The 22,340-nt window shown below is 70.7% G+C and carries 19 protein-coding genes; 10 read left to right on the forward strand and 9 right to left on the reverse strand.

The window, feature by feature from the left end; genetic code table 11:
• Positions 1–22: 22 nt before the first annotated feature.
• Positions 23–2,599, reverse strand: a complete 2,577-nt coding sequence (pepN, locus tag AB0B50_RS33365; RefSeq protein WP_362339559.1) for an aminopeptidase N — start codon at positions 2,597–2,599, stop codon at positions 23–25.
• A 144-nt stretch (positions 2,600–2,743) separates the two neighbouring features.
• Between pepN and AB0B50_RS33370 the strand changes: the two genes are divergently transcribed.
• Complete coding sequence (locus tag AB0B50_RS33370; protein ID WP_362339560.1) at positions 2,744–3,385, forward strand: DsbA family protein; 642 nt, start codon at positions 2,744–2,746, stop codon at positions 3,383–3,385.
• 4 nt (positions 3,386–3,389) lie between these two features.
• Here the strand turns inward: AB0B50_RS33370 and AB0B50_RS33375 are convergent, their stop codons facing one another.
• From AB0B50_RS33375 to AB0B50_RS33390, 4 genes are all read right to left on the reverse strand, one after another.
• Positions 3,390–3,596 carry a hypothetical protein gene (locus tag AB0B50_RS33375; protein ID WP_362339561.1) on the reverse strand — a complete coding sequence of 69 codons (207 nt, stop codon included), beginning with the start codon at positions 3,594–3,596 and terminating at the stop codon, positions 3,390–3,392.
• A 163-nt stretch (positions 3,597–3,759) separates the two neighbouring features.
• Positions 3,760–4,410 (reverse strand): superoxide dismutase, encoded by a 651-nt coding sequence (locus AB0B50_RS33380; RefSeq protein WP_362339562.1) that lies wholly within the window; start codon positions 4,408–4,410, stop codon positions 3,760–3,762.
• Between the two features lie 173 nt (positions 4,411–4,583).
• Complete coding sequence (locus AB0B50_RS33385) at positions 4,584–6,038, reverse strand: amino acid permease (RefSeq protein WP_362339563.1); 1,455 nt, start codon at positions 6,036–6,038, stop codon at positions 4,584–4,586.
• 146 nt (positions 6,039–6,184) lie between these two features.
• A complete protein-coding gene (locus AB0B50_RS33390; RefSeq protein ID WP_362339564.1) occupies positions 6,185–7,672 on the reverse strand; it encodes an amino acid permease in 1,488 nt (495 codons plus the stop codon).
• A gap of 263 nt (positions 7,673–7,935) precedes the next feature.
• On the opposite strand from AB0B50_RS33390, the gene AB0B50_RS33395 reads away from it, so the two are divergent.
• Entirely contained in the window at positions 7,936–8,514 is a 579-nt protein-coding gene (locus tag AB0B50_RS33395; protein ID WP_362339565.1) for a biotin transporter BioY, read from the forward strand.
• Between the two features lie 46 nt (positions 8,515–8,560).
• Here the strand turns inward: AB0B50_RS33395 and AB0B50_RS33400 are convergent, their stop codons facing one another.
• Entirely contained in the window at positions 8,561–9,910 is a 1,350-nt protein-coding gene (locus AB0B50_RS33400) for an FAD-binding oxidoreductase (RefSeq protein ID WP_362339566.1), read from the reverse strand.
• 170 nt (positions 9,911–10,080) lie between these two features.
• Positions 10,081–11,535 (reverse strand): amino acid permease, encoded by a 1,455-nt coding sequence (locus AB0B50_RS33405; RefSeq protein ID WP_362339567.1) that lies wholly within the window; start codon positions 11,533–11,535, stop codon positions 10,081–10,083.
• A 183-nt stretch (positions 11,536–11,718) separates the two neighbouring features.
• On the opposite strand from AB0B50_RS33405, the gene AB0B50_RS33410 reads away from it, so the two are divergent.
• The 3 genes from AB0B50_RS33410 to AB0B50_RS33420 all read left to right on the forward strand — a co-directional run bounded on the left by AB0B50_RS33410 (position 11,719) and on the right by AB0B50_RS33420 (position 13,344).
• A complete protein-coding gene (locus AB0B50_RS33410; protein WP_362339568.1) occupies positions 11,719–12,204 on the forward strand; it encodes a ribose-5-phosphate isomerase in 486 nt (161 codons plus the stop codon).
• Positions 12,205–12,304: 100 nt separating this feature from the next.
• Positions 12,305–13,126, forward strand: a complete 822-nt coding sequence (locus AB0B50_RS33415) for a DNA-formamidopyrimidine glycosylase family protein (RefSeq protein WP_362339569.1) — start codon at positions 12,305–12,307, stop codon at positions 13,124–13,126.
• A complete protein-coding gene (locus AB0B50_RS33420) occupies positions 13,126–13,344 on the forward strand; it encodes a superinfection immunity protein (protein ID WP_362339570.1) in 219 nt (72 codons plus the stop codon). Before AB0B50_RS33415 ends, AB0B50_RS33420 begins: the two co-directional genes overlap by 1 nt.
• Before the next feature lie 10 nt (positions 13,345–13,354).
• On the opposite strand, the gene AB0B50_RS33425 is transcribed toward AB0B50_RS33420, so the two are convergent.
• On the reverse strand, positions 13,355–14,584 hold the full coding sequence (locus AB0B50_RS33425; protein WP_362339571.1) for a GNAT family N-acetyltransferase: 1,230 nt from the start codon (positions 14,582–14,584) through the stop codon (positions 13,355–13,357).
• A gap of 161 nt (positions 14,585–14,745) precedes the next feature.
• Here AB0B50_RS33425 and AB0B50_RS33430 point away from each other — a divergent pair, with 161 nt between their 5' ends.
• A complete protein-coding gene (locus tag AB0B50_RS33430; RefSeq protein ID WP_362339572.1) occupies positions 14,746–15,921 on the forward strand; it encodes a PP2C family protein-serine/threonine phosphatase in 1,176 nt (391 codons plus the stop codon).
• Between the two features lies 1 nt (position 15,922).
• Positions 15,923–17,059 carry a hypothetical protein gene (locus AB0B50_RS33435; RefSeq protein WP_362339573.1) on the forward strand — a complete coding sequence of 379 codons (1,137 nt, stop codon included), beginning with the start codon at positions 15,923–15,925 and terminating at the stop codon, positions 17,057–17,059.
• Here the strand turns inward: AB0B50_RS33435 and AB0B50_RS33440 are convergent.
• A complete protein-coding gene (locus tag AB0B50_RS33440) occupies positions 16,993–18,198 on the reverse strand; it encodes a cation:proton antiporter (protein ID WP_362339574.1) in 1,206 nt (401 codons plus the stop codon). The two genes, AB0B50_RS33435 and AB0B50_RS33440, sit on opposite strands and share 67 nt — an antisense overlap.
• Positions 18,199–18,549: 351 nt before the next feature.
• Between AB0B50_RS33440 and AB0B50_RS33445 the strand changes: the two genes are divergently transcribed.
• From AB0B50_RS33445 to AB0B50_RS33455, 3 genes are all read left to right on the forward strand, one after another.
• Positions 18,550–19,320 carry an ABC transporter ATP-binding protein gene (locus AB0B50_RS33445; protein ID WP_362339731.1) on the forward strand — a complete coding sequence of 257 codons (771 nt, stop codon included), beginning with the start codon at positions 18,550–18,552 and terminating at the stop codon, positions 19,318–19,320.
• A complete protein-coding gene (locus AB0B50_RS33450) occupies positions 19,320–21,773 on the forward strand; it encodes an FtsX-like permease family protein (protein WP_362339575.1) in 2,454 nt (817 codons plus the stop codon). The genes AB0B50_RS33445 and AB0B50_RS33450 overlap by 1 nt, the downstream gene beginning before the upstream one ends.
• A gap of 110 nt (positions 21,774–21,883) precedes the next feature.
• Positions 21,884–22,339, forward strand: a complete 456-nt coding sequence (locus AB0B50_RS33455) for an HD domain-containing protein (RefSeq protein WP_362339576.1) — start codon at positions 21,884–21,886, stop codon at positions 22,337–22,339.
• Position 22,340 lies beyond the last annotated feature (1 nt).

A 22,340-nucleotide genomic window follows, 5' to 3' on the forward strand; every position in this document is an offset into this window, starting at 1 on the left:
ACGCCCGCCGAATCGAACAGCTCTAGGCCGCGGCGCCGCCGTCACAGGCCTGGGCCCGCAGCGAGCGCGCGAGGTCGTCACGGGCCTCAAGGACCAGTCGGCGCAGAGCGGGCGCCGACTCGGCGTGCGCCGTGAGCCACGCGTCCGCGGCCGCCAGCGTCGCCTCGTCCCCCTGCAGATGCGGGAAGAGGCCCCTCACCACATCCATGCCGATCTGGATGGACCGGTCGGCCCACACCCGCTCGATGGCGTCGAAGTACTTGGTGACGTAGGGCGCGGCGAGCTCCCGCTGCGAGGGCTGCGCGAACCCGGCGATCGTCGCCTCGACCAGCGCGTTGGAGAGCGCGTCCGACTCCACCACGGAGGCCCAGGCCTGCGCCTTGACCGCGGCGGAGGGCCGCGCGGCCAGGCACCGCACCTGGTGCCGCTTGCCGGAAGCCGTGTCGTCCCTGGCCAGTTCGGCCGCGACGACCTCCTCGTCGGCGGCGCCGTGCGCGGCCAGCGGGCTCAGGAACGCCCAGCGCAGCTCCTGGTCGACGTCCAGGCCGTCGATCTTGGCCGTGCCGTCCAACAGGCCCTGCAGCAGCTGGAGATCGGCCGCCGAAGAGGCCACCGTCGCGAAGAACCGCGCCCACGTCAGCTGGTGCTGGCTGCCCGGCTCCGCGATCCGCAGCTCCCGCAGCGCACCCTCGGCGAGCGCGCGGCCGCCCTCCTCGCGCCAGGCGGGGGCGGCGTAGCTCGTGAGGGCGGTGTTCGCCCACATGTGCAGCATCTGCAGCACGCCGATGTCGCTCTCGCGCCCGGCGAAGCGCAGCACCAGACCGATGAAGTCACGGGCGGGCATCAGACCGTCCCGCGTGAGGCTCCACAGCGCCGACCAGCACAGCGCGCGAGCCAGCGGGTCGGTGATGTCGCCGAGGTGCTCCCGCAGGGTCGCCAGCGAGTTCTCGTCGAAGCGGATCTTGCAGTACGTCAGGTCGTCGTCGTTGACCAGGACCAGCTCGGGAGCCTCCTCGCCGGCCAGGTCGGCCACCACCGTGCGCGGCCCGTCGACGTCGGCCTCCGCGCGGGCGTACCGCTCCAGGGCGCCGCCGGCCGCCCTGCGGTACAGGCCCACCGCCACGCGGTGCGGGCGCAGTTCGGGGTGCGACTCGGCGGCCTCCTGCACCACGGAGAGCTCGGTGATCCGGCCCTCCGCGTTCAGGACGACCTGCGGGGTCAGGGAGTTGACGCCCGCCGTCTGCAGCCAGGACCGCGACCACGAGGTCATGTCGCGCCCGGAGGTCTCCTCGAGGACCGAGAGCAGGTCGCCGAGGACCGTGTTGCCGTACGCGTGCCGCTTGAAGTAGCGCCGGGCGCCCTCGAGGAACGCGTCACGACCGACGTACGCGACGAGTTGCTTCAGGACGCTCGCGCCCTTCGCGTACGTGATCCCGTCGAAGTTGAGCTTGGCGTCCTCCAGGTCGCGGATGTCGGCCGTGACCGGGTGCGTGGAGGGCAGCTGGTCGGCGCGGTAGGCCCACGCCTTGCGGCTGTTGGCGAAGGTGATCCAGCCGTTGGTGAAGCGGGTTGCCTCGACCATCGAGAAGGAGCCCATGAAGTCGGCGAACGACTCCTTGAGCCACAGGTCGTCCCACCAGCGCATGGTGACGAGGTCGCCGAACCACATGTGCGCCATCTCGTGCAGGATCACGTTGGCCCGGCGCTCGTACGACGCGGTGGTCACCTTGCCGCGGAAGACGTACTCCTCCCGGAAGGTCACCATGCCCGGGTTCTCCATCGCGCCCAGGTTGTACTCCGGCACGAACGCCTGGTCGTACTTCCCGAAGGGGTAGGGGTAGTCGAAGTTGTCGTGGAAGAAGTCCAGGCCCTGCTTGGTGACCAGGAAGATGTCGTCCGCGTCGAAGTGCGGGGCGAGGCCCTTGCGGCACATCGCGCCGAGGGGGATCTCCAGGCGGGTGCCGTCCTCCAGGACGCGCTCGTAGGAGTCCGTCACGTAGTGGTACGGGCCGGCCACGACCGCGGTGATGTACGTCGAGATCGGCTTCGTCTCGGCGAACTTCCAGATGCCGTCGGTCAGTTCCCCGACGCCGTTCGACCACACGGTCCAGCCCTCGGGCGCCTGCACCTCGAAGCGGTAGGGCGCCTTCAGGTCGGGCTGCTCGAAGCCCGCGAAGACGCGGCGGGAGTCCGCGGGTTCGTACTGCGTGTAGAGATAGACCTCGCCGTCCTCCGGGTCGACGAAGCGGTGCATGCCCTCACCGGTGCGGCTGTAGGCGCACTGGGCGTCCACCACCAGTTCGTTCTCCTCGGCCAGATCCTCCAGCGTGATCCGGGCGCCGTCGAAGACTTCGGAGGGGTCCAGGTCCTTGCCGTTCAGCGAGAGGGCCGTGACGCTCGGCGCGACCAGGTCCGCGAAGCTCGCGGCGCCCGGCTCGGCGCTGCGGAAGCGGATCGTGGTCACCGAGCGGAACGTGCGCGGCTCCTGACCGCTCTCGCCCACCGCCGAGCGGAGGTCGAGGAAGACCTCGTACCCATCGACGGACAGCAGCGCGGCCCTCTCGTGGGCCTCGTCGCGGGACAGATTCTCACCGGGCACGGGCGGCACTCCCTTGTGACTCGCATGACTCGTACGAATGTCTACGATCCTCGCATGTGCCGTCGGCGGCCGACATCCGGGAATGCCCCGGTGTGCCACGGACGTTTTCCCGGCCAGATGTGAACGGATTCCCTAGGGAGAGACATGTCCGAGAACGGCAGCAAGACCCCCGTCGACTTCTGGTTCGACCCGCTGTGCCCCTGGGCCTGGATGACCTCCCGTTGGGTCCTCGAGGTCGAGAAGCTGCGTGACATCGAGGTCCGCTGGCACGTGATGAGCCTCGCGGTCCTGAACGAGGACAAGCTCGACCAGGTCCCCGCGGAGTACCGCGAGATGCTGGAGACCAAGGCCTGGGGCCCGGTCCGCGTCGCCGTCGCCGCGCAGCAGAAGCACGGCGACGAGGTCGTCGGCAAGCTCTACACCGCGCTCGGCACCCGCTTCCACAACCGAGGCGAGGGCCCCACCCGTGAGGCCGTCGTCGGCGCCCTGGAGGACGTGGGCCTGCCGACGGACCTCGCGGACTACATGGACTCGGACGCCTACGACGCCGAGCTGCGCGCCTCGCACAAGGAGGGCATCGACAAGGTCGGCCAGGAAGTCGGCACGCCCGTCATCGCCGTCCCCGGCGCCGACGGTGAGCAGATCGCCTTCTTCGGCCCGGTCGTCACCCCGGCCCCCAAGGGCGAGGACGCGGCCAAGCTCTGGGACGGCACGCTCCTGGTGGCGTCGATCCCGGGCTTCTACGAGATCAAGCGCACGAGGACGCAGGGCCCGATCTTCGACTAGGCACTCAGAGCAGTGGCGGGAGGTCGAATCCGTCCTGGTAGTTGAAGTAGTTCTGCACACGGCGGCAGCCCGAGCGGCCGCATCGCCAGTACTTGCCCGAGTCCGCGACTCCCACCCTGGCGACGACGAATTCCAGTGCGTCTCCCTGGGGCCTCTGGAAGTTCTGGAAGCTGTCTTGGCAGTTGAGGCAGCGCTTTGAGGGATCAGACATGGCCCACACGGTCCACCGGAACCGGGCATACCGAAAGGCCCCCGTGAGTCACGTCCTCACGGGGGCCTTTCCTTCATCCGCCTGCCTCAGCGAAGGTTGAGAAGACGATCACGAGGCAGGGCGTACACGGGCTGTCACCGGGGGAGCGGACGACAGCCCTGGCTCACGGGGCCAGCAGCAGGCTGTTGACCCGCTCCTTCGCGGCCGCGTAACGCTTGGCCACGTCCTGCCAGTTGACGACCTGCCACATGGCCTCGATGAAGTCGACCTTCTGGTTCTTGTACTGCAGGTAGAAGGCGTGCTCCCAGGCGTCGAAGACCAGGATCGGCGTCGAGCCCTGGCCGACGTTGCCCTGGTGGTCGTAGACCTGCTCGACGATGAGGCGGCCGCTGAGCGGCTCGTAGGCGAGGACGCCCCAGCCCGAACCCTGCGTCGTCGCCGAGGCCTTGGTCAGCTGCGCCTTGAACTTGGCGAAGGAACCGAAGGACTCGGTGATCGCGTCGGCGAGGTCGCCCACGCCGTCCGCGGCCAGCGGCTCGCCGCCGCCACCGTCCTTCGGGCTGTTCATGTTGTGCCAGTAAATGCTGTGGAGGATGTGGCCGGAGAGGTGGAACGCGAGGTTCTTCTCCAGGCCGTTGATGGCGCCCCACGTCTCCTTGTCGCGCGCCTCCTCCAGCTGTTCAAGAGTGTCGTTCGCGCCCTTCACGTACGCCGCGTGGTGCTTGTCGTGGTGCAGCTCGATGATCTGCGGGTTGATGACAGGTTCGAGCGCCGCGTAGTCGTACGGAAGTTCAGGAAGCGTGTAAATGGCCATGATCCGAGCCCTCCGACTGCTGCTTATTGCAATTCATGCGCAACTGCAGGCTAGCAGCAGGAGACCCGCGAAGTTGATCAGCCCTTCGTCCTAGGTCCACAAGGGAATATCCGGACACGCGAAGAGCCCCGGACCTTCCGGTCCGGGGCTCTTCGCGTGGTTCGAGGCGAGGCCTAGGCGTCGGCGGAACCGGCGGTGTCGGCGGTGTCGACCGCAGTCCCCCTCTTCTCCGCCATCTTCTGCCGCACGACCCCGATCACGGCCAGCGCCAGCGTCAACGCCCCTGTGGCGAGGAGCTGCTTGCGCGTGTCCGGCTGGTCCGTCATCAAGTAGAAGACGTACGCCATCGCGGCAAGCGCCACCCACGTCAGGAACGGGAAGAGCCACATCTTCACGACCAGCTTCTCCGGAGCCTCGCGCTCCGTGCGGCGGCGCAGGATCAGCTGCGAGGCCGCGATGAAGATCCAGACGACCAGGATCATCGCGCCGATCATGTTGAGCAGCCAGGGGAAGACGTCGTCCGGGCGCCAGTAGCTGAGCAGTACGCAGACGAAACCGAAGACGGAGGAGGCGAGGACCGCGTAGCGCGGCACGCCCCCCGAGACCTTGCCGAGCGCCTTGGGGCCCTGGCCGCGCTCGATGAGGGAGTACGACATGCGCGAGGCGCCGTAGATGTTGGCGTTCATCGCGGAGAGCAGGGCGATCAGGACGATGACGTTCATGATCTCGCCGGCGCCGGGGATGCCCAGGTGGTCGAGGGTGGCGACGTACGGACCCTTGGTGGCGACTTCCTTGTTGTCCCACGGCAGCAGCGTGACGACGACGAGCATCGAGCCGACGTAGAAGAGGGCGATGCGCCACATCGCCGTGCGCACGGCCTTGGCGACGCTCTTGACCGGGTTCTCGGACTCGGCGGCGGCGATCGTGACGGTCTCCAGACCGCCGTACGCGAAGACGGACGCGAGGAGGCCGATGATCAGGCCGTTCGTGCCGTTCGGCATGAACCCGCCCTCGCCGGTGAGGTTCTCCAGGCCGGGGGCCGAGATGTCCGAGCCGGGCAGGATGCCGAGGATCGCGAGGACGCCGATGCCGAGGAAGAGCGTGATGGCGCCGACCTTGAGGGCGGCGAACCAGAACTCGAACTCGCCGAAGTTCTTCACGGCCGTCAGGTTGGCGCCGCAGAACACCAGCATGAAGAGGGCGACCCACGCCCACTCCGGGCTGTCGGGGAACCAGCCCACCATGATCTTGGCGGCGCCGATGCCTTCGAGGCCGACGGCGACGCAGAGCAGGAACCAGAAGCCCCAGCCCGCGGTGAAGCCCGCCCAGGGGCCGATGGCCCGCTCGGCGTGGACGGAGAAGGAGCCCGATGCCGGGTTCGCGGCCGACATCTCGCCCAGCATGCGCATCACGAGCATGACGAGCGCGCCGGATATCGCATAGGCGAGGACGATCGAGGGGCCGGCCGCGGCGATGCCCGCCCCGGAGCCCACGAAGAGGCCCGCGCCGATCACACCGCCGAGGGCGATCATGGAGAGGTGCCGCTGCTTGAGGCCGTGCGCCAGCGGGGAGTCGGCCTTGGGTGCTGCGTCGGGTGCTGTGTCCTGGGGGGTGGACGTCCGAGACATGGGCGTGCCCTGTTCAGTAGCTGAGACGGGGGAGCGAGCGGCCCACAGTCTGAGGTCCGGTACCGCTGACAGGGAACAGCTGACCGCTATACGGACACGACGCTCACACGTTGTGAAGAAATGCACACAACAAGTTCATCTGCTGTTTACACGCGCCCCTCGTGCCTCTCGTGCCCCTCGTGCCCCTCGTGCCCCTCGTGCCCCTTGCGCCTCTCGCACCTCTCGCGCCACTCCCGCAGCCCCGCGACCGCAAGGACGAGACCCGTCGCCCCCGCCGACCACAGCAGCTGCGGCCGCGCCCCGTCGTCGCCCAGCATCAGGACGAGCACGGCGGCCATGGCGACCAGCGCCGCCCATGTCAGATACGGGAACGCCCACATCCGCAGCACCAGGCGCTCCGGGGCCTCGCGCTCGATGCGCCGGCGCAGCCGCAGCTGCGAGACCGCGATCAGCGCCCAGACGAAGAGGAGGACCGCGCCCACGGAGTTGAGCATGTAGAGGAAGACCGAGTCCGGCCACTTCAGATTGAGCAGCACCGAGACGAAGCCGAAGGCGACGGAGGCGAGCACCGCCCGGCGCGGCACCCCGCCGCCCGACACCTTCAGGAGGGCCTTGGGGGCCTCGCCGCGCTCGGCCAGCGAGAAGACCATGCGGGAGGAGCCGTAGAGGTTGGCGTTCAGCGCCGAGAGCAGCGCCACGAACACCACGATGTTCATGATCGTCCCGGCGGACGGCACCCCGATCGAGTCGAGCACGGCGACGTACGGGCTGACGCCGGCCTTCTGTGCCGTCCAGGGCAGCACCGTCACGATGACCAGCATCGAGCCGACGTAGAAGAAGAGGATCCGGTAGACGGCGCTGCGCACCGCGCGGGCGACCGAGCGCACCGGGTCGTCGGACTCGGCGGCCGCGATCGTGACGACCTCCAGGCCGCCGAACGCGAACACGACGGCGAGCACGCCCGAGACGACGCCCTCCCAGCCGTTCGGCAGGAAGCCGCCCTGCCCGGTGAGGTTGGTGAGGCCCACGGGGTCGGTGTCGGGCAGCACGCCGAAGATCGCGAGCAGGCCGAGGATCAGGAAGGCGACGATCGCGAAGACCTTCAGGGCCGCGAACCAGAACTCGAACTCGCCGAAGTTCTTCACGGCGGCGAGGTTGGCCCCGGTGAAGACCAGCATGAAGATCAGCACCCAGGCCCACTGCGGCACGGCGGGCGCCCAGGCGTTGGCGATCTGCGCGGCGCCCGTCGCCTCCACGGCGAGCACGACCACAAGGAGGAACCAGTAGAGCCAGCCGACGCTGAACCCGGCCCAGCGGCCGAGCGCGCGCTCGGCGTGCACGGAGAAGGAGCCGGACGCGGGCATCGCGGCGGACATCTCGCCGAGCATCCGCATCACGCACATCGCGAGCGCGCCCGCGATCAGGTACGAGACGACGATGCCGGGCCCCGCGACGGAGATCCCGGCGCCCGATCCCACGAAGAGCCCGGCCCCGATGACCCCGCCGAGCCCGAGCATGGTGAGGTGGCGCTGCTTCAGGCCGCCGGCGAGCGGTTCGTTCCCGTCCCCGAGGGGCGCGGCGGTGGCCCGGGGCCCGTCCCCGAGGGGCGCGGCCGTGGCCTGGGGATCGTGCATGGTGCTCAGCGCTGCTCTCGGGGCTCAAAAGACTTTGGCGGGAACCTACAGTCTCCCCGGGCGGCAGCTCTCCGCGCAAAACGAGCCACCCACCCGCCGACCTCCGTGACGAGCATCACGCCCCCCGAGGTGTACACGACCCCCTTTGTGCGGAGCCCACCAAGGCCCTGCCCCGGGGTTGTCGGCCGGACACCGTGTGGCCCCGCCCCCGCCTGGGATAGCGTCGACGCGTCCCAACCTGCCCACGTCCCCGCGGAGTCCCGATGAGCATCGCCGCCGCCACCACCCGCCCCGGCCAGGTCCTCGCCGACCTGCTGCCCGCGTCCCGTGCCAAGGACGCGGCCCTCGTGCTGGGCGGCGCCGCGCTCACCGGGATCGCCGCTCAGATCGCGGTGCCCGTGCCGGGCTCCCCGGTGCCGGTGACCGGGCAGACCTTCGCCGCGCTGCTCGTCGGCACCTCGCTCGGCGCCCGCCGCGGCTTCCTCTCGCTGGCGCTGTACGCCCTTGTCGGCATGGCCGGCATGCCGTGGTTCGCGGAGGCCGGTTCCGGTGTCGCCGCGCCGTCCCTCGGCTACGTCCTCGGCATGCTGCTCGCCGCCACGGTGGTGGGCGCCCTCGCCCGCCGCGGCGGCGACCGCTCCGTGTGGCGCACCGCGGGCACGATGGTCCTCGGCTCCGCGATCATCTACGCGGTCGGCGTCCCGTACCTGGCCGCCGCCACCGGCATGTCGCTGACCCAGGCCGTCGCCGCCGGGCTCACGCCCTTCCTGATCGGCGACGCCCTCAAGGCCGCCCTCGCGATGGGCGCGCTGCCCACGGCGTGGAAGTTCCTCGACCGCTGAGCGGTCCCAAGTCCCGTACTCGGCTGAGCGGTCCGAAGACCCGTACTCAACTGACGTCGTAGTTCCGCCTGAAGAGGTTCGCCGGGTCGTACGTGGCCTTCAGCTCGGCGAGCCTCTTTCGCGTGTCCGGGGCGTAGATCCCCTCGGTCCTGTCGCCGCCGCCGAACACGAAGTTGAGGAACCGTCCCACGGTCTGCGGCGCCACCTTCCCGAACGCCTCCGCGTGCACCTTCCGCAGCGTCGCGACGTCCGTGCCGTCCAGGGACGACAGGATCATGGCCGCCCAGCCCGCCTCGCGGTGGGACACGGCGTTGTGCGCGGGCCGCGCGAGCGCCCCGCCCAGGTGGTGGATCTTCACCACGTGCATCGAGGAGGCCTGCGGCCCGGTCAGCGCGAGGAGTTCACCGGCCGCCTCGACGTCGAGGTCGCTCAGGACCGCGTTGTCCGCGTAATAGGCGTGCGGGAAGTCGGGGTCGCTGTGGATGGAGGCGCTCTCGGTGTACGGCATCTCCCGCAGCGTGTCCGTCAGCGCGGGCCCGAGCTCCCGCAGCGGCGCCACGAGCCGCTCGCCCTCCGCCGCCGAGCCCGTGAACGCGACGTGGACCGAGACGAGGTACCGGCCCCGCAGATGCGGCGGGAGCTGGGGGATGTCCGGGTACACCAGGGCCAAGACCGACGAGGTCACCTCGTCGGGCACGGTCCGCGTCCACGCCTCGTAGCCGCGCAGCAGGGCGCTCGTGTCGACCTCGCGGCCGTCGAACGCGATGGCCCCGCCGAACACCCTGGCCACCGGCACCAGGCCGATCTCCAGCTCCGTGACCACGCCGAGGTTGGCGCCGCCGCCGAGCAGGCCCCAGAAGAGCTCGGGGTCGCCGTCGGCCGTGACGTGGCGCAGGGTGCCGTCCGCGGTGACGACGTCGACGGAGCGCACGTGGTCGGCCGCGTAGCCGAACTCCCGGGCGAGGAGGCCGAGTCCGCCGCCGAGCGTGTACGAGACGGCGCCGACGCTCGGCGACGAGCCGTTGAGGGGAGCGAGCCCGTGCGGCGCCGCGGCCTCGACGACCTGGCCCCAGCGGACGCCCGCGCCGACGGTGACGGTGCGGGCCTCGGGGTCGACGGTGACGGAGTCGAGGCGTCGCGTGCTGACGAGGACACCGCCCTCCGAGGCGCCCGGCAGGCCGTGCCCGGTGGCGTGGACGCCGATGGGCAGCCCCTGCTGTGCGGCGTACGACACGGCGGCGACGACGTCCTCGGCGCTCTCGGCGGCGAACACGACGGCGGGCCGCACCGCGAAGCCCGTCTGGAATCCGGCGAGTTCCTCGTCGTACCCGGCGTCGTCGGGCCGGAACACGAGTCGCTGGTCGATGAAGTCCACGGCGAGCCTCCGTTGAGTCACGTACGCCTGCTGAGCTGCGTACTTCTGTCTGACGGAGAGGAGCATCCCGCAATAACCTGACACCCGCCGTCAAGTTTTCCCGGCGGGTGTCACGCGGACATCACGCGGACGTCATGCGGACACGACGAAGCCCCCGCGGTCCGACCGCGGGGGCTTCGCAGGGAGATCGGTCAGCCGGACGTCACGTCGCGGGGGCGGATCTTCTCCCGCACGAGCGAGAAGACGACCACGAACGCCGCCGCGAGGAGCGAGAGCAGGATCTGCTTGCGCCCGGCCTCGTCGATGAGCATGTAGACGAGCACGAACGAGATCATCGCGATCGTGACCCACGTCAGGTACGGGAAGAGCCACATCTTCACGACCAGCTTCTCCGGCTCCTCGCGCAGGATGATCCCGCGCATGCGCAGCTGAGTGAAGCAGATGATCAGCCACACGAACAGGGCCACCGCGCCCGAGGAGTTGAGCAGGAAGTCGAAGACGGTGTCCTTCCACTGGTAGTTGAACCAGACGGCGAGGAAGCCGAAGACGACGGAGCCGAGGATCGCGGCCTGCGGCACGCCCCGCTTGTTGGTCCGCGCGAAGGCCTTGGGCGCGTCACCGCGCTGGCCGAGCGAGAACGCCATGCGGGATGCGGTGTACAGACCGGAGTTGAGGCAGGACAGGACCGCGGTGAGCACGATGACGTTCATGACCTGACCGGCGTGCGGAATGCCGATCGAGTCGAGCGCGGCGACGTAACTGCCCTTCTCGGTGATCGACTTGTCGTTCCACGGAAGCAGCGTGATGACGACGAAGATCGAGCCCAGGTAGAAGACACCGATGCGCCAGATGACGCTGTTCGTCGCCTTGGTGACCGCGCGCTGCGGGTCCTCGGACTCGCCCGCGGCCAGCGTGACGATCTCGCTGCCCATGAAGGAGAAGACGACCATCAGTACGCCGGTGAGGATGGCGCCCGCGCCCTTGGGCAGGAAGCCGCCCGCGTCGGTGAGGTGCGCGAATCCGGCGCCGGGGTTGTCGGAGCCGGGCAGCACGCCGAAGACGGCGAGCAGGCCGATGGCGACGAACGCGCCGATCGCGACGACCTTGATCCCGGCGAACCAGAACTCGAACTCGCCGTACGAGCCCACCGATACGAGGTTGGTCGCGGTGAGCACCACCATCACGATGAGCGCCCAGCCCCACTGCGGGACCGCGGGTATCCAGCCGTTGAGGATCACCGCGCCCGCGGTGGCCTCCACCGCGAGGACGACGACCCAGAAGAACCAGTACAGCCAGCCGATGGAGAACCCGGCCCAGCGGCCGAGCGCCTGGTCGGCGTAGGTGGAGAAGGAGCCGGAGGTCGGCCGCGCGGCGGCCATCTCGCCCAGCATCCGCATCACGAGGACGACCATCGCGCCGACGAGGGCGTACGAGACGAGGATCGCGGGCCCGGCCGCGGCGATGCCGGAGCTGGAGCCGACGAAGAGTCCGGCGCCGATCACACCACCGATGGCGATCATGGAGAGGTGGCGGTTCTTGAGACCCGCTTTCAGGCCGTCGCCGGTGTCACCACTGTCGCCAGACTGCGGATCCCCAGGAGATGCGGGGGTGCTGTCTGCCTTCGCAAGGGAGGGTTGCGAGGTCATGGACGAATCCTTAAGTTCTCGGGTCACGAGCCCCCGCATTCAAACTCAGGGGTGAACGGGACGGAAGTCCTGAATCCGGATCGTTGTATTCCGACCAAAGGCCTGGACCAAGGTCCCGATCGGCAAGATCGAGAGCCTGCCCCGTCGCGGCTACCCGCCCCCGGACGTGCCACACTCGGACGCATGCGCGTGTACCTCGGCTCGGATCATGCCGGCTACGAACTCAAGAACCACTTGGTCGAATGGCTCAAGAGCCACGGCCACGAGCCCGTCGACTGCGGGCCCCACATCTATGACGCCCAGGACGATTACCCGCCGTTCTGCCTCCGCGCCGCGGAGAGGACGGCCGCGGACCCCGACGCCCTCGGCATCGTCATCGGCGGCTCCGGCAACGGCGAGCAGATCGCCGCGAACAAGGTGAAGGGCGTGCGGGCGGCCCTGGCCTGGAGCGAGCAGACGGCCGCGCTCGGCCGTGAGCACAACAACGCCAACGTGATCTCGATCGGCGGCCGCATGCACACGCAGGAAGAGGCGACGAAGTTCGTCGAGATCTTCCTGGGTACGCCGTACTCGGGTGAGGAGCGTCACACGCGCCGCATCGAGATGCTGTCGGCTTACGAGGAGACGGGGGAGCTGCCCCCGATCCCCGCCGGGCACCCGCAGCAGTAGTCGGCTCTTCGCCGGGCGGTGCTGGAGATCTCTCAGCCCGTCCGGCGTCCGAGGACGAGCCGCCAAGGCGATTTGCCCGCACCAACCCCCGGAGGGACCCGTGCCGGAGGGGCACACCATTCACCGGCTCGCCGCCGACCACCAGGACCGGTTCCAGGGCCGTCAGGTCACGGCGACCAGCCCCCAGGGCAAGTTCAGCGACAGCGCGGCCCTCGTCACCGGCCAGGTGATGGAGGCCACCGAGGCCCACGGCAAGCACCTCTTCCTCGGCTTCGGCGAAGCCGACTGGGTCCATGTCCACCTCGGCCTCTTCGGCAAGTACACCCTGGGTCAGGCCCCCGCCCCGCCCCCCACGGACACCGTCCGCCTGCGCCTCGCGAACGACACGTACTACTCCGACCTCCGCGGCCCCACCACCTGCGCCCTCATCACGCACGAGGAGAAGCAGGCGATACACGACCGGCTCGGCCCCGACCCGCTCAGGGGCGCGGACGACCCGGAGAGGGCCTATCGCCGCATCGCCCGCAGCCGCACCACCGTCGCCGCCCTCCTCATGGACCAGAAGGTCATCGCGGGCGTCGGCAACGTCTACCGCGCGGAAGTCCTCTTCCGGCACGGCATCGACCCGTACACCCAGGGCAAGGACCTCACCGAGGCGCAGTGGACCGCGATCTGGGCGGACCTCGTGGATCTGATGCGCGAGGGCGTGCGCCGGGGCCGCATCGACACCGTCAGGCCCGAGCACACCCCCGAGGCGATGGGCCGCCCGCCGCGCGTCGACGACCACGGCGGCGAGGTGTACGTCTACCGCAGGGCGAACCTGCCCTGCCACATCTGTGGCGGCGAGATCCGCACCGCCGACCTCGCCGCCCGCAATCTCTTCTGGTGCCCGACCTGCCAGCGCCCCTCGGGGAGTAATTGATGTTCAGTGACATAGGCGTCCTGGGCGCCGTCGTGCTCACGGTGCTCGTCACCGCGGTCTACCTGCTGCCGTCGCTCATCGCCTTCAACCGAGGCGCCGAGAACCGCTGGCTGGTCCTCGTCGTCAACCTCGTCTTCGGTGCCTCGGTCATCGGCTGGTGTGTCGCCCTCCACATGGCCACCCGCAAGCCCAAGGTCCCGGCGCACCAACCCGCCTGAACCCCGCCGGTCAGAACCCGTGCGGCAGCCACGGCGCCGCGTCCGAGCCGAAGGCCACCGAAGCCTCGGTCAGCGCGCCCTGGCGCAGTTCCCGCACCCGGCCCGCACCCGCGAGCGAGGACAGGGACACACCGCCGAGATAGGCGGAGCCCAACTCCCGTACGGACAGGGCGAGATCGGCCGCGTCGTCCGTGCGCTCGCACGAGGCGCCCTTGGCGTCCCCGGTGAGCCGCCAACGCCCCTCGTTCCAGGGGCAGAAGGCGTCCTCGACCTCGAACACCACGTCCAGAGGCGCCTGATACGTACGCGCCTGGAGCGCCGCGCCCACCTCGACGAGCCGTACGTGCAGCGCGTCCCGCACCGTGAGGTCGCACCGGCGGATGTCGGAGACGAGCTGCAGCAGCGGGTCGTCCACCGGACGGCTGTGCGCGACGACCGACGACGTCAGGTCGATGCCGAAGAGGAACCGCCACAGCGCCGCGTACGCCGCCGGGTCCAGGGCCTCGACGTCACGCACGTGGACCGAGCCCTTGGGACCCTTCCAGTCCCACTCGGGCTTCACCGAGAACCGTGCGTACCCGACCAGGTCTCCCGCGCGCTCGGCGACCACGCACTGCAGCGGGGAGGCGCCGCCCCGCTCGCTCTCCGGGTCGAGCAGCCTGAGCCGGTCCCAGCCCGGCTGCCGGGCCAGCATGCCGGGCCGCTCGGTCACACGGCGTGCGTACAGCGCCTCGCACGCTTCGTGGACGTCGGCGGGCTCCGCGTACCGAAGACGTACGTCGTCCGTACCGGACGGTGCGGACAGAGTGACGCGGGCCGTGTCGATGTAGGCCTTCATCTGGTGGGTGGCCGCGCCGTACCCGAACCGGCCGTAAATGACCGGCTCCGACGCGGTGAGCACGGCCAACGGCTCGCCGCCCGCGCGGACGTCGTCCAGCTGGCGGCGCATCATCGAGGTGAGGATGCCGCGCCGCCGGTGCGTGGCCGCGACGCCGACCATCGTCACGCCCGCCGCGTCCACCAGGGCACCGCCCGGCACGGCGAGACGGAAGGAGAAGGCCCCCGCCGTCCCCACGCACGCGTCCCCGTCCCACACGCCGATCGACCGGTCGAGCTCGGTGAGCGAGCGCCACAGCGCCCGCTCGTCGGCGGACTCGGCGACACCCCCGAAGGCGCGCTCCAGCGTTCCGTACCACGTGTCCCAGTCGGCCTCGTCGAGCACCCTCAAGTCTTTCGTCATATGCCATGACTACCAGGGCGATACGGGCGTTGCGACAGGATTTCCGCGCTCCGCCGCGCTCTTGGAGCCCCGTCGCCGACCGTCCGGGACGTGCCCCTGACGGGGGACAACTGGGACCTCCCGTGCGAAGTGCCCGGCCCGCTGGATAGGGTCCACGAGCAATGGCGGTACGAGGAGAACGGCACGCACGGCGGGAGCGGCGTGCGGAAGCCGAGACGTTCACGGCCCGGATGAAGAAGCGGCTGCACCGGGCCCGCATCGCGCTGCGCAAATCCGGCGTCGACTACTTCCGCGGCGACGGCTCCGACTGGGTCGCCCTGGCCGGACTGCTGCTCACCATCCCCGTGATCACCATCTGCACGATCGTCAACAACGTCTGGTGCTCGCCGGCCGCCCTGGTCCTGCCCATCGTCGCCGGCGGCCTGCTGCTGCGCCCCGCCAGCCTCCTCGGCCTGTACGCGGCGTCGGCGGTGGCCCTGATCGTGGAGTCCGTCCAGCTCGGCCCGTACGCGGAGGGTCCCTCGCGCGTCACGCCCGGCGTCGTCCTCGTGGTCGCCGCCTGCGGCTTCTTCGGGCTGCTCATCGCGCAGTTCCGCAGCCGGGTCGGCGTGCCGTGGCGCGGCGGCGGAACGATGCTGTTCGACCTGCGCGAGCGCATCCGCGTCCAGAGCAAGCTGCCGAAGCTGCCGCGCGGCTGGCACCGCGAGATGGCGCTGCGCCCGGCCGGCGGCCAGTCGTTCTCCGGCGACTTCGTCGTCGCGGCCCGCACGAACGGCGGCCGCACCCTGGAGGCCGTCCTCACCGACGTCTCCGGCAAGGGCATGGACGCGGGCTCGCGCGCGCTGCTCCTGTCCGGCGCCTTCGGCGGTCTGCTCGGCTCGCTGCCCCCGCACGCCTTCCTGCCCGCCGCCAACGGCTATCTGCTGCGCCAGGACTGGGACGAGGGCTTCGCGACCTCCATCCACCTGGTCCTCGACCTGGAGACCGGCGATTACGAACTCTTCTCCGCGGGTCACCCGCCCGGCCTCCAGCTGAGCGCGGGCAGCGGCCGCTGGGAGGAGAAGGCCGGCCAGGGCCCGCTCCTCGGCGTCTACGACGGCGCGCAGTTCGACCCGGTCAAGGGCATGCTGCGCCCCGGCGACGTCCTGATGCTCTTCACGGACGGCCTCGTGGAGACCTCCGACCGCGACATCGCCGAGGGCATGGACCGCCTGACGGGCGAGGCCGACCGGTATGTGGCGGGCGGCTTCCACGGCGCGGCCTGGCATCTGATCGAGGCGGTCGCGAAGGACGTGAACGACGACAGGGCGCTGCTGTTGATCTGCCGGGAGGCGTGAGATGGGCGTCGTACGGACGCCGGTGAGCGGTCATGTGAGCGTGGCGTACGGCCAGCTCTACGTGGAGAGCGATCCGGACGCCATGGCGGCCTGGGGATTTCACGACGCGCGTGCGGGCCAGGCGAACGGACTCTGCGGCGCGGCAGTACCAGGCTTCCTGTACCTGGTCACCGCCCTGCACACCGGAGAGGTCGACTTCACGGTGGAGGTCCACGAGGAACTGCCGTTCCCGGAGGACCACTGGGAGGAGATCGTCGAGGTCTCCTTCCGCCCCGCTGGGCCGGAGACGGTACTCGCCCTGTGGGGCGGCATGGGGAGCTTCCCGCTGGGCCTCGACGAGATCGACTACCGGGTCCGCTACTGCGGCAGTCGGCTGGACGAAGCCGTCGAGCGGGAGCAGGAGATCACCGAGTGCCCCGGGATCGAGGAGCACCTCCTGCAGTTCTGGCCCGCACCGCCCGCACCCGACCGTCTGGTCAAGCAGACGGGTGACAGCTCGGCGTACTGGCACAGAACGGCGCGCGCCCTGCCCTCGGCCGAGCGACGGGCCGAGACGCGGCGTCGCGAGCGAGCAGCACAGGAGTCCAGGGCCCGCGAGGAGCGGGAGCATGCCGAACGCATGCAGTGGGGTGGCCAACTCCCCAGTGACCGCCTGCGGAACGTGGGCGGAAACATAGGCGGGATCATCGGGCTGGCCCCCGAACTCGCGCACGCCCTGGACCGGTCGACCCCCGAAGGGCAACGCTCCGTCGCCCGCTGGGCCATGCGCCGCGCCTACGAGAAGGCGGGGCTCGACGGCATCGACTGGATCGCCCCGGCCCTGGACGCGGCAGAGCGCGGGCAGCCGCTGCCCGCGCCCTTCGACCGCGAGGACGACCACGAGCCCGTCTGGGACCGCCTGCTCGACGACCCGCGCGTCCCGCAGACCCTCGTCGCGTCCACCGACGGAAGCGGCCAGGAGATGCTCCGGGCCGCGCTGGCCGTCCCCGCCCTCTTCGGCGCGGTCGAGGACGACCCGCTCCGGGCCGCCGTCGACGCGCTGTTCGCGGCGGCGGTGGCCTACGGACCCGACTACGGCACGCTGTTCACCGAGGCCCGCTCCGCCTTCTTCGGCGAACTCGGCCCCGCAACCGCGTAGTCAGGACCGCCCGGCAGGATCCGCGCCAGCCACTCCGAGCGCCCCGCGGCCAGCGGTCCGAGGACCGCGAGCAGCAGCACGTACCCCGCGATGAACGGCGAGAGCCGCTCGTCCAGGCCCGCGCCCGCCGCCATCGTGGCGAGGATCAGCGCGAACTCGCCGCGGGCGAGGAGCGTCGTGGAGATGTTCGCCGCGGGGCCCGCCCCGAAGCCGTACACACGCGCCGCCCCGAGACCCGCGAGGACGTTCATCAGGAGCGTCAGCGCGACCGCCGCGAGGACCGGCCACAGCACCACCGGCAGGTCGCCGGGGTCGATGGAGAGCCCGAACGCGAAGAAGAAGATCGCGCCGAACGCGTCCCGCAGCGGGTGGACCAGCTTGCGGATGCGGTTGCCGGACGCGGTGCTGCCCAGCATCAGACCGACCATGAACGCGCCGATCGCGTCGGCGACGCCGAACCACTCCGAGACCCCGGCGACGAAGACGGCCGCGCCGAGGAAGGAGATGACGAGCAGCTCGTCGTCCTTGATGGCGAAGAGACGGCCGATCACGCGGGTGCCGAAGCGGGCCGCGAGCGCGAGGAGCAGCAGGAAGCCGAAGGCCTTGCCGCCGTCCATCACGGCGGCGGAGAGGCTGTCCGCGCCGGACAGGATCGGCTGCAGCGCCGCGAGGTACAGCGCGAGGAAGATGTCCTCGACCACGATGATGCCGAGGATCGGCTTCGTCTCCGGATTGCCGAGCCTGCCGGTGTCGACGAGGACCTTCGTGACGATCGCCGAGGACGAGATGCCGAGCACTCCGGCGAGGACCAGCGCTTCGGAGGTGCCCCAGCCGAGCGCGAATCCGAAGCCCAGGCCGGCGCCGACGTTCAGGGCGAGGTAGATGCCGCCGGCGACGGCCATCTTGCGGCCACCGGTCTTGAGGTCGTCCATGTGGAACTCGAGGCCCAGGTAGAAGAGCAGGAGTACCAGGCCGAGCGCCGAGAGCATTTCCAGGTCGTGGGGGTCGGAGACCAGGACCACGCCGGGGGTGTGGGGGCCGAGGAGGATCCCGGCCAGGATGAAGAGGGGGATGGTGGGGAGTCCGATGCGGCCGCCGAGGCGGGCGAGGACGGCGGCGGCGAGAAAGGCGCCGCCCATGGCTATCAAGGTGTCTGCGTGTCCGATGGGCCCGTTCCTCCTGTTTGGTCGGTACGAGTCGTCTGGGCATGAGAAATAGAGCAAAGGGAGCGTCAAGAACGCGTCAATACTTAGGTTACCAAACGACCTGATCGGCGACTTCTGAAGGCCCGGGGTGGGGTTCTCCCCACCCCCTCTTCGCCAGCGGCCCTCATGGTCCGCACCACCCCCGAATCCGTACGTTCGAGTCATCGACCAGGGGCGTCTCACGGCGAGGTCCCAGCGGCGCACGAGCGGAAGGCGGGCACGGCCATGGGGCTGCGACGGAAGAACCGGACCGACGGGGGCACGAGGGCGGCAGCGGTGCCCCCGATGCCGAGCGGCCTGCCCGGCGACTGGGCCGTCGAGCTGCGCGGGGTCCGCCGCCAGTACGGCCGCGGCTCCGGTGCCGTGCACGCCCTCGCCGGCGTCGACCTCGCACTGCCGCGCGGCAGCTTCACCGCCGTCATGGGCCCCTCAGGATCCGGCAAGTCCACCTTCCTGCAGTGCGCGGCGGGCCTGGACCGGCCGAGCTCGGGCACCGTCCACCTCGGCGGCACCGAGATCACCGGCATGAGCGAGAACAAGCTCACCGCCCTGCGCCGCACCCGCCTCGGCTTCGTCTTCCAGGCCTTCAACCTGCTGCCTTCGCTGACCGTCGAGCAGAACGTCGTCCTGCCGATGCGCCTCGCGGGCCGCCGCCCCGACCGCCGCAGGGCCGCCGAGATGCTCGCCCGCGTCGGCCTCGGCGACAAGGGGAGCCGCCGTCCCGGCCAGCTCTCCGGCGGCCAGCAGCAGCGCGTCGCCATCGCCCGCGCCCTGGTCACCGAGCCCGACGTGATCTTCGCCGACGAGCCGACCGGCGCCCTGGACACCACCACGGCCACCGAGATCCTCGGCCTGCTGCGCTCCGCCGTCGACACCATGGGCGCCACGGTCGTCATGGTCACCCACGACCCGGCCGCCGCCGCCCACGCCGACCGCGTCCTCTTCCTCGCCGACGGCTCCATCGTCGACCGACTGGAGCGCGCCTCCGCGGAGCAGATCAAGGCCCGCATGACCGCCCTGGCCGCCCCGGCCGCCTACGCGGGGGTGGCCGCGTAATGGCGTACATGCCCAACGGCCTCGCCCGCGCGGCCGTCCGCTTCAAACCCGCCGCGTTCGTCGGCACCTTCGTCGCGCTGATGATGGCCTCGCTGATCGTCGCCGCCTGCGGAATCCTCCTGGAGACGGGGCTGCGTGCCTCCGTGCCGCCCAACCGCTACACCGGCGCGCCCGTGGTGGCCGCCGCCGACCAGTCGGCCCACTTCGTCACCGGCAGCGGCGACAGCAGGTCCGAGACCAGCACCCCGCTGCCCGACCAGGCGCGGCTCGACGACTCCCTCGTGGCCAAGGCGGGTTCGGTGCCCGGCGCCCGCGCCGCCGTCGCCGACGTCAGCTTCCCCCTGCGGTCCGGCGGCAAGGACGTCACCGCGCACGGCTGGGGCTCCACGGCCTTCACCGGCGAGAAGCTGACCGCGGGCCGCGCCCCGCAGCCCGGCGAGGTCGTCCTCGCCGCGCCCGGCGCCTCCGTGGGCGAGCGCGCCACGCTCACCACGGCGGACGGCCCCCGCGACTTCCGCGTCTCCGGCACGGTCGAGCCACAACAGGGCGCGTCCACCGCCTGGTTCGCCGACGCCGAGGCCCTCCGTATCTCGGGCCACCCGGGCAAGGTCGACGCCATCGCGGTCCTCCCCAAGGCGGGCGTCTCCGACGACACCCTCAAGTCCCAGGTGGCGCACGCCCTCGGGAGCAAGGCGAAGGTCCACACCGGCGACGACCGCAGCGCCGCGGAGGGCTCCGAACTCGCCTACGCCAAGGAGATGCTCACCGCGCTCGGCGGCTCCTTCGGCGGCATCGCCGCCATGACCGCCGTCTTCACCGCGGCCGGCACCGTCGCGCTCTCGGTGGGCCAGCGCGCCCGTGAGTACGCGCTGCTGCGGGCCATCGGCACCACCCCGCGCCAGATCCGCCGCACCATCGCCACCGAGACCCTGCTGGTCGCGCCCCTCGCCGCGGCGGTCGGCGTCCTGCCCGGAATCGCCCTGGCCAGTTGGTGGTTCGGGCAGTTGAAGGAGAAGGGCGCGATCCCTCAGGCCGTGGACCTCTCCGTCTCCTTCATCCCCATGGTCTCCGCGATCGGCGTCGCCGTCCTCACCGCGCTCGGCGCCGGCTACATGGCGGCCCGCCGCCCCTCCCGCATCAAGCCGGGCCAGGCGCTCAGCGAGGCCTCCGTGGAGCGGACGCCGGTCGGCTGGATCCGTACGCCGCTGGGGATCGCCGCGGCGGTCGGCGGCACCGTCCTCGCGGGGGTCGCCGCGGGCAACACCGGCGAGGACGCGGCCAACGCCGCGCTCGGCATCGTCATGCTCTTCATGCTCGCCGTGGCCCTGCTCGGCCCGCTGGTGGCCCGCGGCTGCGCGGCCCTGTTCGGCCTTCCGCTGCGCGGCGCCGGCGCGTCCGCCTCGCTCGCGGCCGCCAACTCCCGTTCGAACGCCCGCCGTCTGGCCTCCGCGATCACCCCGATCGTGCTCGCCATGGCGTTCTCGTCCGTCCTCGTCTTCATGCACACGAGCGAGGAGCGGGTCGCCGCCGACCAGCAGCGCGAGGGCATCACGGCGGACCACATCATCACGTCGGACACGGGCCTGCCCCCGGGAGCGGTGGCCAAGGCGGCGGACACGGAAGGAGTCACCTCGGCGGTCGGCCTCCTCAAGACCTCACTCCTCGTCCCGGTGGGCTCGGGCGGTGACCGCTGGCTGGAGTCGGCGTCGACGCAGGGCATCACCGGTTCGGCCGCGGACCTCGCGAAGGTCCAGGACCTGAAGGTCGAGACGGGCGCCCTGGAGCTCGGCAAGGGGGAGGTCGCGATCGACGCGTCCCTCGCCCGCAACGCCCACGTGGGCGTGGGCGACCGCTTCGAAATCCTCCTGCCCGACGGCACCGAGGCAACGCCGAAGATCGTTGCGACGTACGGCAGGGGCCTGGGCCTCTCCCAAGTGACCATCCCCGCCTCCGACGTGAAGCACCACGTCACGTCGTCCTTCGCCACGGAGATCTGGACCAAGGGCGGCTCCGCCCAGGCGCTCTCGGGCCTCGGCGCACTCAAGGACCGTGAGGGCTATGCCACCGCCCAGTCCATGGACCGCGAGCTCAACGCCTGGGCGAACACCACGATGGCAGCCGTCCTCGGCGGCTTCGCGGCCGTCGCGGCGGTCAACACCCTGGTGATGACGGTCCTGGACCGCCGCCGCGAACTCGGCACCCTGCGCCTGATCGGCTCCACGCGCCGCCAGGTGATGCGGATGATCCGCTGGGAGGCCCTGCTGGTCACCGTCGCGGGCATCGCGATCGGCTCGGCCATCGCCCTGGCCACGCTGATCCCCATGATGAACGGGCTGACGGGCGAATCCCCGTACATCCCCCCGCTGGTGTACGGCTCGTTCGCAGGAGCGGTCCTCCTCCTGGGCCTGGCATCGACAACGCTCCCGGCAAGGGCGGCCCTGAGGTCGGCGTAGCTCAGCCCTTCCGGCGTCCGCACCTCTCAGCCCCTCCGGCGTTCGAGGAGCGGGGTCTGGGGCGGAGCCCCAGTTTCGGGAAGGGGCGGGCCAGGGGAAAGAATCACCGCATGAACCCCACCCCACCCCTCCTCCCCCTGTCCGAGGTGGAAGCCCTGGCCCGCAGGGCCCACGCCACCCAAACGGACAAAGCAGGCCGCCCCTACGCAGAACACCTCCAAGCCGTGGCCGACGGCGTAAAGGCGAGGGGCGGCGACGGGGACCAGATCGCCGCCGCCTGGCTCCACGACTCCGTGGAGGACGACGCCCTCTCCGAACAGTGGCTTCGAGAGGCGGCCCTGACCCCCCGTACGAAAGCCATCGTCCTCGCCCTCACCAAACGCAAGGACGAGCCCGAGGAGTCGTACGCCCAGAGAATCCTCGCCACACCGGGCGCCCGCCTGGTGAAGGAGGCGGACCTGGCCCACAACGCGGACCCGGCCCGCCTGGCGGTGCTCGACGCAACGACAAGGGCGCGCCTGACGGCGAAGTACGCCGACATGCGCGCCCTGTTGGGAATCAGCTAGA

Source organism: Streptomyces sp. NPDC041068, assembly GCF_040647455.1.
In the GTDB taxonomy this organism is placed as follows: Bacteria; Actinomycetota; Actinomycetes; order Streptomycetales; family Streptomycetaceae; genus Streptomyces.

What these genes read in the sequence shown, in the direction of transcription:
- AB0B50_RS33390 (WP_362339564.1), bottom strand. Translation starts at nt 7,672, where the DNA reads ATGCACGATCCCCAGGCCACGGCCGCGCCCCTCGGGGACGGGCCCCGG.
- AB0B50_RS33410 (WP_362339568.1), top strand. Translation starts at nt 11,719, where the DNA reads ATGCGCGTGTACCTCGGCTCGGATCATGCCGGCTACGAACTCAAGAAC.
- AB0B50_RS33430 (WP_362339572.1), top strand. Translation starts at nt 14,746, where the DNA reads ATGGCGGTACGAGGAGAACGGCACGCACGGCGGGAGCGGCGTGCGGAA.
- AB0B50_RS33440 (WP_362339574.1), bottom strand. Translation starts at nt 18,198, where the DNA reads ATGGGCGGCGCCTTTCTCGCCGCCGCCGTCCTCGCCCGCCTCGGCGGC.
- AB0B50_RS33370 (WP_362339560.1), top strand. Translation starts at nt 2,744, where the DNA reads ATGTCCGAGAACGGCAGCAAGACCCCCGTCGACTTCTGGTTCGACCCG.
- AB0B50_RS33435 (WP_362339573.1), top strand. Translation starts at nt 15,923, where the DNA reads ATGGGCGTCGTACGGACGCCGGTGAGCGGTCATGTGAGCGTGGCGTAC.
- AB0B50_RS33425 (WP_362339571.1), bottom strand. Translation starts at nt 14,584, where the DNA reads ATGACGAAAGACTTGAGGGTGCTCGACGAGGCCGACTGGGACACGTGG.
- AB0B50_RS33380 (WP_362339562.1), bottom strand. Translation starts at nt 4,410, where the DNA reads ATGGCCATTTACACGCTTCCTGAACTTCCGTACGACTACGCGGCGCTC.
- AB0B50_RS33455 (WP_362339576.1), top strand. Translation starts at nt 21,884, where the DNA reads ATGAACCCCACCCCACCCCTCCTCCCCCTGTCCGAGGTGGAAGCCCTG.
- AB0B50_RS33375 (WP_362339561.1), bottom strand. Translation starts at nt 3,596, where the DNA reads ATGTCTGATCCCTCAAAGCGCTGCCTCAACTGCCAAGACAGCTTCCAG.
- AB0B50_RS33445 (WP_362339731.1), top strand. Translation starts at nt 18,550, where the DNA reads ATGCCGAGCGGCCTGCCCGGCGACTGGGCCGTCGAGCTGCGCGGGGTC.
- AB0B50_RS33420 (WP_362339570.1), top strand. Translation starts at nt 13,126, where the DNA reads ATGTTCAGTGACATAGGCGTCCTGGGCGCCGTCGTGCTCACGGTGCTC.
- AB0B50_RS33450 (WP_362339575.1), top strand. Translation starts at nt 19,320, where the DNA reads ATGGCGTACATGCCCAACGGCCTCGCCCGCGCGGCCGTCCGCTTCAAA.
- AB0B50_RS33385 (WP_362339563.1), bottom strand. Translation starts at nt 6,038, where the DNA reads ATGTCTCGGACGTCCACCCCCCAGGACACAGCACCCGACGCAGCACCC.
- AB0B50_RS33395 (WP_362339565.1), top strand. Translation starts at nt 7,936, where the DNA reads ATGAGCATCGCCGCCGCCACCACCCGCCCCGGCCAGGTCCTCGCCGAC.
- AB0B50_RS33405 (WP_362339567.1), bottom strand. Translation starts at nt 11,535, where the DNA reads ATGACCTCGCAACCCTCCCTTGCGAAGGCAGACAGCACCCCCGCATCT.